Here is a 5,253-nt window from a genome sequence, read left to right on the forward strand (position 1 = left end):
GGTCCTGCTCCGTGGGCCCGCCGCCATCGGCCATCCCTGGCCGGGGGCGGCTAACCCGGCATCCTTGCCGGGTTGCCCACTGCGCAGAACCTGCGCTCGGCCTCACGAGGGGGCGGGCACCGCAAAAGCGCCGCGAGGCGGCCTGATAGCCGACCTGTTCCCGCGGCTGTGCGCAATCCCTGTAGGAGTGAGCCTGCTCGCGATAGCTCTCTACCAGCCAACCCCTTTCTCTCAGATGTACAAAAATCCAAATGTGGGAGCGAGCTTGCTCGCGATAGCTGCGGCACATCCAACAATAACGCTGGCTGACAAGCCGCTTTCGCGAGCAAGCTCGCTCCCACAGGTAATTTGCACTGCCCAGAAGTTGCGTGCCCAACACCAATCAAATGTAGGAGTGAGCCTGCTCGCGAACAACGATAACGCCGTCTACCTGGCCGGCACTCGCCACAGGTACCACGCTGCGACTGTCCGGTAAGGCGACCAGTCCAGGCCGATTTCGATCATCTGTCTGCGGGTTGGCTGCACCTCCAGGCCCTTCATGCGCCGATAGCCCTCGCGTACGCCGAAGTCATCCGCCGGCAGGATGTCCGGGCGCTCCAGGCTGTAGATCAGCAGCATCTCCACGGTCCAGCGGCCCACTCCGCGCAAGGTGATCAGCCGCTCGATCAGCGCTTCATCGTCCATCGCCAGCGCCGTCGGGTAATCCGGCACCACGCCGTCCAGCGTTGCCTGGGCGATGCCTTGGATGGTTGCAATCTTGCTCGCGGAAAACCCGCAACTGCGCATCTGCGCAAAGTCAGTTGCCAGAATCTGCTCAGGCTTGGGGAATGCATCGGCCGGGAACAATGCACGCAAACGGCCGACAATCGCATCGCCAGCCTTGGCGTGCAGTTGCTGATAGGCAATTGCCCGCACCAGCGATTCATAGGGATCGCGCGCCGGGTGCGGTTGATGCAGGCACGGGCCGACGGCGGCGATATGCCGCCGCCAGTCGTCATCGATCGATGCGAGAAACGCGCTGGCGGGCTGATAAATATCCGTCATGCCATTCAACGCGGACCCAACAGCGCGTTGACTTCGCCGTAACTCAACGCGCGCAAATCGCGGCTGTCGAGCTTGCCGGTTTCGAGGAAGCTTTTCGCCAGCCCAGCCATCGCGCCATAAAGAAATTCGGCGATGCTCGACCCGGCGCTCAAGCGCCGCACGCCAAGGCCTTGCAGCACGTCGGGCGCGGGTAAATGCGCGAGGCCGAGCACGTTGACCGGCAATGAGGTGCCTTGGCAAATCGCCGCAATTTCGTATTCCGCGGTCGCTCCGGCCGCGAACAAGCCGTCCGCGCCGGCCGCTTGATACAGCGCCGCACGCCTGAGCGTTTCGGCGACACGCTCCTCGGCAGGCACCAGACCTTTGAGATAGACATCCGTGCGCGCGTTGATGAACAGCTTGACCCCGTGCCGTTCAGCCACTTGCCGGGCGACTTCGATCTTGCGTACCAGCAGCTGCGGCGACGACGCCCCGTCCTCGATGTTGATGCCCACTGCACCGGCCGCGAGCACCGCATCGACCACCTCGGCGACCCGCGTCAGGTCATCGGAATAACCGGCCTCAATGTCCACGGTCAACGGCACACGGATCAGCCGCGCGATAGATTCCACCGTCGACACCAGGCGTTCGAGCGGCAGCGTATTGCCGTCCTGATAACCGTGGGCCCAAGCCACCGCGGCGCTGCTGGTGGCCACGGCCTGGCTGCCCAATTGCTCGACCAGCCGCGCCCCGGCGGCATCGGCGACGTTGGTGAGGATCAGCAAGCCGTGCTGATGCAGGTTGTGCAATTGCTGGTCGAGCGCTTCCATCGAATGTCCTTCTCTTTGAAATGATCAGAATGCCAAGGGTCGAGTCAGTTGTACCGCAGCATTTTCCAGCCTGAGCAGAAAGGCTTTTCGCGGCTGCCCGCCACCATACCCGGTCAGCGAGCCGTCGGCGCCGATCACCCGATGGCAGGGCAGCACGATCGACAGCCGATTATGCCCATTGGCCAAACCCACGGCGCGGCTGGCGCCGGGTTTGCCCAACCGCGCGGCGATGGCGCTGTAGGTGCTGGTCTGGCCGTAGGGGATTTGTGCCAGTTCGGCCCAGACCTGCCGGGCGAACTCGCTGCCCGGCAGATGCAACGGCACGCTGAAGACTTGCAACTGGCCGGCGAAATACTGCGCCAGTTCGGTCTCGATCAGGCGCAAATGTGCGTTGTGCCCCGGCGCCACGGCGTAGCCATAACGCTGCTGCAACTGTTCGACTTCGCGGGTCAGCGCCGGCCGGTCGAGGAATTCCAGCAACACCAGACCGCGCCGTTCGGCCATGGCGATCATCGGCCCCAGCGGCGTGGTCAGGCGGGTGAACAACAGCGGCTCGCTGTTGGCGGCGCGGCCCGGTGTGACGTGAAAAGACTTCTGAAACGCATCGCGAAAACCGCTCAAGGACTCGTAGCCGGAATCGAACGCGACGTTGTCGATCGATTCGCCTTGCTTGATCCCACCGAGCGCCATGCCGAGCCGGCGGGTGCGCAGCCAGGCGTGGAAGGTCATGCCGAAATGCTGCTTGAACCAGCGACGCAATTTCAGCGGCTCGATGCCCTCGGCTTGCAGCTGCGCATCGGTCCAGCGCTGCTCCGGTTCGGCATCGACCAGCCTCAGCAAACGCTGCACCCAATCCGGCGCGATCGCTGCAGCGTCCAGCGGTTTGCAGCGCAGACAGGCGCGGTAACCGGCAGACATGCACTCGTCGGCGTGGGCGAAAAACTCAACGTTCTCCGGCTTCGGTTTGCGTGCGGTGCAACTCGGGCGGCAGAAAATCCCGGTGGTTTTGACCGCCGTAAAAAATACGCCTTCGTAGGCGGTATCGCGTTCGAGCATGGCGCGAACCATCTCGGCGTGGGGTGGCAGAGCAGCGTTATGTAGGTTCATGGGCAGAGCATAGGTCCGCGCGTGCGGCGCCTCCACCGGTAAATCGACAGAGAATTGGCCGAGGGCAGTTTTGTTCAATACAGGCCCGCGCGTGCGGCCTAACGTGGGGGCCGGTTTAGTTGAATTGAAGAAGGTCGGTGATGAGTCTGATTATTTCCATGGCGGCGTTTGCCCTGGTCGCGTCGATAACGCCGGGGCCGGTGAACATTGTTGCGTTGAGTTCCGGCGCGCGGTACGGCTTTCGCGCCAGTCAGCGGCATGTGGCGGGGGCGACGCTGGGGTTTGTGCTGTTGCTGGTGTTGATGGGCCTGGGGCTGCATGAATTGCTGGAAATCTGGCCGGGGCTGACGCAAGTGGTGCAGTGGGCCGGGGTGGCGTTTCTGTTGTTTATGGCGTTCAAACTGGCAAGCGATAACGGCCAGGTGAATGCCAATGATTCAGGACGGGCACCGTCGATGTTGTATGGCGCGCTGATGCAATGGCTGAATCCGAAAGCCTGGCTGGCCTGCGTCGCGGGGATGGGCGCGTTTGTCGCCAACGGCGAGGCGCGGCTGATCTGGCAGTTTGCCGCGGTGTATCTGGTGATTTGTTATGTGTCCGTCGGTTGCTGGGCGTATGCCGGGACATTCTTGCGCGGGTATTTGAATAACCCGGCAGGCATGCGTTGGTTCAATCGAAGCATGGCGTTATTGCTGGCGGGCAGTGCGGCGTATTTGCTGTGGGCGTGACGTTTGAACATTGAACCGTGCCCCGTCAAGCGGAGCACGGAATAGACGTCAACGGATTCCGCTGAGCGAATCAACCACGTCTCGTGGCAGCGGTGTAAATCGACCAGCCCTCAGTTGACCGATCGCGTAGAGCGCACTGGCGGTCCGACCATTGCCATCGCCAAATGCCTGGAAACCGATCACGGCAGCGAGCAACTGTTGATCGCTTTAATGTGATCGGAATCGAAGTAGGCCATTGGTTTGTCGGATAGGCCTGGCTGTAGGGAGCCCTCGAATTCAGCTATTTTGCGCACGTACAACGCCCAAGTTGCGTCACTGCGAGGCACGCTGTTTTTGAAGTAGGCGTCCATGCCCAGTCGGCCCTTTTCGATAAACTCTGCGGTCGGATTCGACCATTTGTGAAAACACATAGCGGATGGTGGTCGACAGTCCCTCTTTCAGATCGTTGTAATGGTTATGGATGGCCGTTTCGTAAAGATCTGAAACCGGCAGCAGGTCTTTCAGTCCGGGGAATTGCCCATAGATATCGCGCCCCCTGAGCCGCCCCCAGTCCTGGGTATGCAACGGGTCACTCATGTACAAATCCAGCACCGAGACTTTGCGTCCGGCACCGCCGCCGGATCCGCGGTGCTTGACCAGTTGTAACCTGAGCCTTGACGTCATCAATACGGCCATTGACGCCTATAACCGCTATTTCGAATCCCTGTCCAAGGCGCTTGGCGCGATCAACCGCCCGATTCCCCGACGCAAGGCCATTGCCTTGATGGAGCTGACCGCCGACGTGCCGGAATCAGCCGCGATATTGCCCAGGCGTCGCCGCCAGATGTTGTTTGAATACTCGCTGAAAGTGCGCCTGATCGGCAAAACCCGCTGCAATCGCCACATCGGCAATCAACTTGCCGTTGCGCAGTTGCTCTTGGGCAAACTGAATGCGCTGGTTCAACAAAAACGCGTGCGGGGTCATGCCGTAATGTTGCTTGAACGCGCGAATCAGATAGGAGGGCGACAACTGTGCGGCCGCGCAAATGTCCTCCAGTTTGAGCAACTGCGTGCAGTGGTCGTGGATGTAATCAGCGGCGCGCTGCAGTTTGAAGTTTGGCTCGCGCAACGGTTGATCGATCGGGTTGAGGCGCTGCTGCACATCAGTGAAAAATTCCACGGCAGCACTGTGCTTGCGCAGGATGTCTTGTTGTTCATCGACCAGCACGGCGTATAGCTCACTCAGCCCGGCAAACAGGCTGGCGTCGTGCACATGAGTGATCGCGAACCGGCGAAATTCCTGATCTTCGGCAAAGCCCAATTGATGCTGCAAATCGGTGAGCCACGACGTCTCGACGTAGAGCATCAGGTACGACCAGGGTTGGTCGTCGATCGGATTGCAGGCGTGCACATCGCCGGGATTCATCAACACCACGGTGCCGGCGCTGACCTCGAATTGAGCGTGTTCGTGGAGGTAAGTGCTGCGCCCGGCGGTGATCGCGCCGATTGAAAAGTGCGCGTGGGAGTGCCGCGAATAGCAGACCTCGCGGCCATCGGCGATGGCCCGCGCCTCGATGAAGGGAAGG

6 protein-coding genes are annotated in these 5,253 nt (G+C 61.2%); 1 reads left to right on the forward strand and 5 read right to left on the reverse strand.

What is annotated here, in order from left to right:
• Positions 1-426: 426 nt before the first annotated feature.
• Genes BI292_RS08995 through BI292_RS09005 form a run of 3 tightly spaced genes read right to left on the reverse strand, consistent with a single transcriptional unit; the run spans position 427 to position 2,960 of the window.
• Entirely contained in the window at positions 427-1,044 is a 618-nt protein-coding gene (locus BI292_RS08995; protein WP_101207662.1) for a DNA-3-methyladenine glycosylase, read from the reverse strand.
• Positions 1,045-1,049: 5 nt separating this feature from the next.
• Complete coding sequence (locus BI292_RS09000) at positions 1,050-1,853, reverse strand: isocitrate lyase/phosphoenolpyruvate mutase family protein (protein WP_101207663.1); 804 nt, start codon at positions 1,851-1,853, stop codon at positions 1,050-1,052.
• Between the two features lie 24 nt (positions 1,854-1,877).
• Positions 1,878-2,960: a bifunctional transcriptional activator/DNA repair enzyme AdaA gene (locus tag BI292_RS09005; RefSeq protein WP_101207664.1), complete on the reverse strand. Its 1,083-nt coding sequence runs from the start codon at positions 2,958-2,960 to the stop codon at positions 1,878-1,880.
• Between the two features lie 140 nt (positions 2,961-3,100).
• Here BI292_RS09005 and BI292_RS09010 point away from each other — a divergent pair, with 140 nt between their 5' ends.
• Positions 3,101-3,688: a LysE family translocator gene (locus tag BI292_RS09010; protein ID WP_101207665.1), complete on the forward strand. Its 588-nt coding sequence runs from the start codon at positions 3,101-3,103 to the stop codon at positions 3,686-3,688.
• 312 nt (positions 3,689-4,000) lie between these two features.
• Here the strand turns inward: BI292_RS09010 and BI292_RS09015 are convergent, their stop codons facing one another.
• A complete protein-coding gene (locus BI292_RS09015) occupies positions 4,001-4,264 on the reverse strand; it encodes a hypothetical protein (protein WP_157831235.1) in 264 nt (87 codons plus the stop codon).
• A 214-nt stretch (positions 4,265-4,478) separates the two neighbouring features.
• Positions 4,479-5,253, reverse strand: a 775-nt coding sequence (locus BI292_RS09020) for an AraC family transcriptional regulator (protein ID WP_101207667.1), incomplete at its 5' end; no start/stop codon positions are given.

Origin of the sequence: Pseudomonas sp. 43NM1, assembly GCF_002836905.1 — a bacterium.
In the GTDB taxonomy this organism is placed as follows: Bacteria; Pseudomonadota; Gammaproteobacteria; order Pseudomonadales; family Pseudomonadaceae; genus Aquipseudomonas; species Aquipseudomonas prosekii.

Excerpts from the sequence above, each read along its gene's own strand:
- BI292_RS08995 (WP_101207662.1), bottom strand. The coding sequence starts at position 1,044 with ATGACGGATATTTATCAGCCCGCCAGCGCGTTTCTCGCATCGATCGAT.
- BI292_RS09000 (WP_101207663.1), bottom strand. The coding sequence starts at position 1,853 with ATGGAAGCGCTCGACCAGCAATTGCACAACCTGCATCAGCACGGCTTG.
- BI292_RS09005 (WP_101207664.1), bottom strand. The coding sequence starts at position 2,960 with ATGAACCTACATAACGCTGCTCTGCCACCCCACGCCGAGATGGTTCGC.
- BI292_RS09010 (WP_101207665.1), top strand. The coding sequence starts at position 3,101 with ATGAGTCTGATTATTTCCATGGCGGCGTTTGCCCTGGTCGCGTCGATA.
- BI292_RS09015 (WP_157831235.1), bottom strand. The coding sequence starts at position 4,264 with ATGAGTGACCCGTTGCATACCCAGGACTGGGGGCGGCTCAGGGGGCGC.